Here is a 3,078-nt window from a genome sequence, read left to right as displayed (position 1 = left end):
GCTAAATAATCGTAACTATCACTTTGTTCGCCACTGTCGTTGCTTAGACTTCTCGTTGAGCCAAGGCCATCATAGTGGAAGGTGTTAGTGGTGTTATTGCTGTCGGTTTGACTGATTAAGTCATCACCGTAAAGGTAGGTTTTTAATCGGCTGCCAAGGCTGTCTGTTTCGGCAATCACTTGCGCATAAGCTGCCGTGTTGTCGATTAGGTAGTGTGTTGCATGACCATTAACCGTTTTTTGTGTACGAATACCGTCAATATTATACTGGTAATTCGCTTGTGTGCCGTTATTGGTTGCCGTTGCATCCATCGCCACCATGCGGTTACGCATATCATAGCTGTAACGGGTTTGTTCGCCGTTTACGTCTTTGATTAGGGTGTTGCCGTTATCGTCATAGGAGAAAGTAGTGACGTCAGAGCCAGTGGTTTCTGAACTTATACGGTCGTTATCATCGTACACATAACTCGTGACTACTGTGTTATGCATTTGCGTTAAACGATTACCCACCTTGTCATAGGTAAAGCTGGTTTGGCTGTTACCATTGGTAGCATCGGTAATAGTTTCACTGGTTAATCTGTAAAGGTTGTCGTAGCTGTAAGAGCTTGCTCTACCAGTTGATTCAGTCAGTTTAGTTCTGCGGCCTGTGTTATCAAGCTCATAGCTAAATTCATTGATAACAACTCCTTGGGCATTGTAGTGACTCACCTTAGTAAGGCGATTTAAATCGTCATACGCATATAACGTACTCGGCCATTACTGTTACTTTGTGATGCACGGTTGCCATTTTTATCATAGCCGTAACTGGTAACCTGATTTTAAGGTGGGTGGCCTTTATATTCGTGTGGCTAGTTAAGGTGGGTGGCCTTTATATTATTTTTTTTGATTTACTAGTTAAGGTGGATGGCCTTTATATTCTTACCCGTATGATTTGCCTGTAACCTTATCTTCACCACATAAAAACGCGCGACGTACGCAACGGGATATACAGTGGTAAAAAGGCGTATCAACCAAACTCACCTGATTTCGACGCGGAACTGCCATAAAACCACCTTTTGATAGAAAACCAAAACTCATTAAATTTTAGTCATGATGTGGTTATTAAGTTAGTTAAGATGGGTGGCCATGTTATTTTATCTTTGAAAAGCGAAAATAGTGCAATTAAAGGTGGGTGTCATCTTTAATTAGCTACGATTACCTAGGCCATCCACAAATTAGAGTGGGTGTCTTTGTTATTTTTGAACGATTGACCTGTAACTTTGTCTTCGCCACATAAAAAGGCACGCCTGACACAGCGAGAGATGCAATGATAAAAAGGTGTATCAACGAGACTGATTTGTTGTTTTCTTGGAACCGCCATGCCTTCTCATCCTTAAGAAGTGTTACTTACCCTAAACATAGAAAAACACCCAAACTAAATTAAATTAGAGTGGGTGTCTTTGTTATTGTTTACACCTGATTGCGGCATGGAACTGCCATAAAGCCACCTTTTGATAGAAAGCTAGCGCTGCTTAAAAATTAGTCACACCCTAGCTTTTATGCTAGTTAAGATGGGTGGCTTATATATTCTTACTGTTTATATTCTTTACTTTGGCAACCTGATTTTCCTAGCCAAATTCTTTTTTATATGCTTGGGAATATTTGTCAACTTTGGGTAAGGTGAATAAACTGAGATCGCTGATACCTGCGCATTAACATCATCTTCATTTTTGTTATATTCAAAAGATATACCAAGTATAGAAAACGGTTCAAAAACACCATCATTAAAAGCTCCTTTACCTAAAAGCAATTCAACGTTTTCTTTCGTTGTTTGAAACCCTATATTTTTGATCGTAACCTCATTAGATGGTGGAAAAAATGTTATCTGAACAAGCTCTCTTGTAATTATATTTACAAAAAGCCACAACTCTTTTGATTTCAATACTTCTAAGTCACCTCTTTGCTCAACACTCATTATTTTGAATGTAACCTGTTCAAGGCTAGTGATTAAATCCCCGATCTTAAAATCTTTTGTTCCTAAACTTGGCTCAATCATAACTTATTCGCTCCATTAACATTAACCCAACGTTTAATTTCTCGCTTTAGGTAGTGCTCAAAAGATCTTTTTCCGCCATACCCACAAAATTTATCAACTTTTCTTGCAGCCGATAGTGAAGTTTCAAACGCTAACCTCCGTGCACCTGGGTTTTGAGAAAAATATCCTTCGAAATATTTTTTACCTTTATTAAGCGGAGGAAGTCCCGCCTCCCTAAATAATATATTTTGTACAGTATGCAGCATTTGATGAGTTTTTCTCAAAGTGTATAGTAACACTTGTTCATCTTGGCCGCCTATGCTCCGTTGAAGAGGGTGGTGTCCTTCGATTCTTCCATCCATATTTTTGACAAATTGCTGCCCCATCAAACAACCGACCTGTTTCGATATTTTTACTGCCTTACCTCTGTTTTTACCACTCCAGATCTTCACCGTAGCACGAACTGTGGCTGAGAGCATCCCAGTAACCCTGCTAGCCACGACCCCTTGCCCAATAAATGTCATATACCCACTCGGATCAATCCCATTCACCGGATCTGCATGGGTATACAAATACTTATTCAGGGTAACAGGTTCACCATCACGCCCCATCCACTCGTCTTGCTGGGTAAAGCGCCCGACATTCTGGTCGTAATATCTGGCTCTGAGGTAATACTGGTCTAAATCACCATCAAATTGTTCACCTGTGTAAAGGTAATTGTTGTCCGTTGTGCCTGTTTGGTTTTGTAACTCACCAAAGGCTAAATAATCGTAGGTGTCACTTTGTTCGCCCGCTTCACTTGAAAGTAACCGCGTTGAACCTAGGCCATCATAGTGGAAGGTATTTGTGGTGTTATTGCTGTCGGTTTGACTGATTAAGTCATCACCGTAAAGGTAGGTTTTTAATCGGCTGCCAAGGCTATCTGTTTCGGCAATCACTTGTGCATAAGCTTGTGTGTTGTCGATTAGGTAGTGTGTAGCCTGACCATTAACCGTTTTACTGGTACGAATACCGTCAATATTATATTGGTAATTCGCTTGTGTGCCATTATTGGTTGCCGTTGCA

General features: G+C 40.4%; 2 protein-coding genes and 3 pseudogenes. All 5 read right to left on the bottom strand.

The window, feature by feature from the left end; translation table 11 throughout:
• Positions 1–707: pseudogene (locus tag AN214_RS21580) on the bottom strand (hypothetical protein); the annotation flags it as partial.
• A gap of 216 nt (positions 708–923) precedes the next feature.
• Positions 924–1,043 (bottom strand): annotated as a pseudogene (locus tag AN214_RS22355) (Type I secretion system protein TolC); the annotation flags it as partial.
• Between the two features lie 184 nt (positions 1,044–1,227).
• A pseudogene (locus AN214_RS22915) lies at positions 1,228–1,359 on the bottom strand (transposase); the annotation flags it as partial.
• Positions 1,360–1,584: 225 nt separating this feature from the next.
• Positions 1,585–2,034 (bottom strand): hypothetical protein, encoded by a 450-nt coding sequence (locus AN214_RS21575; protein WP_054981598.1) that lies wholly within the window; start codon positions 2,032–2,034, stop codon positions 1,585–1,587.
• Positions 2,031–3,078, bottom strand: a 1,048-nt coding sequence (locus AN214_RS21570) for an RHS repeat-associated core domain-containing protein (RefSeq protein ID WP_161805711.1), incomplete at its 5' end; no start/stop codon positions are given. The genes AN214_RS21575 and AN214_RS21570, both read right to left, overlap by 4 nt.

Source organism: Pseudoalteromonas sp. P1-9 (genome assembly GCF_001399975.1).
Classification (GTDB): domain Bacteria; phylum Pseudomonadota; class Gammaproteobacteria; order Enterobacterales; family Alteromonadaceae; genus Pseudoalteromonas.
The sequence above is the reverse complement of the archived record's forward strand: the minus strand, read 5'-3'. Positions and strand labels throughout refer to the sequence as shown.

What these genes read in the sequence shown, in the direction of transcription:
- AN214_RS21575 (WP_054981598.1), bottom strand. Translation starts at nt 2,034, where the DNA reads ATGATTGAGCCAAGTTTAGGAACAAAAGATTTTAAGATCGGGGATTTA.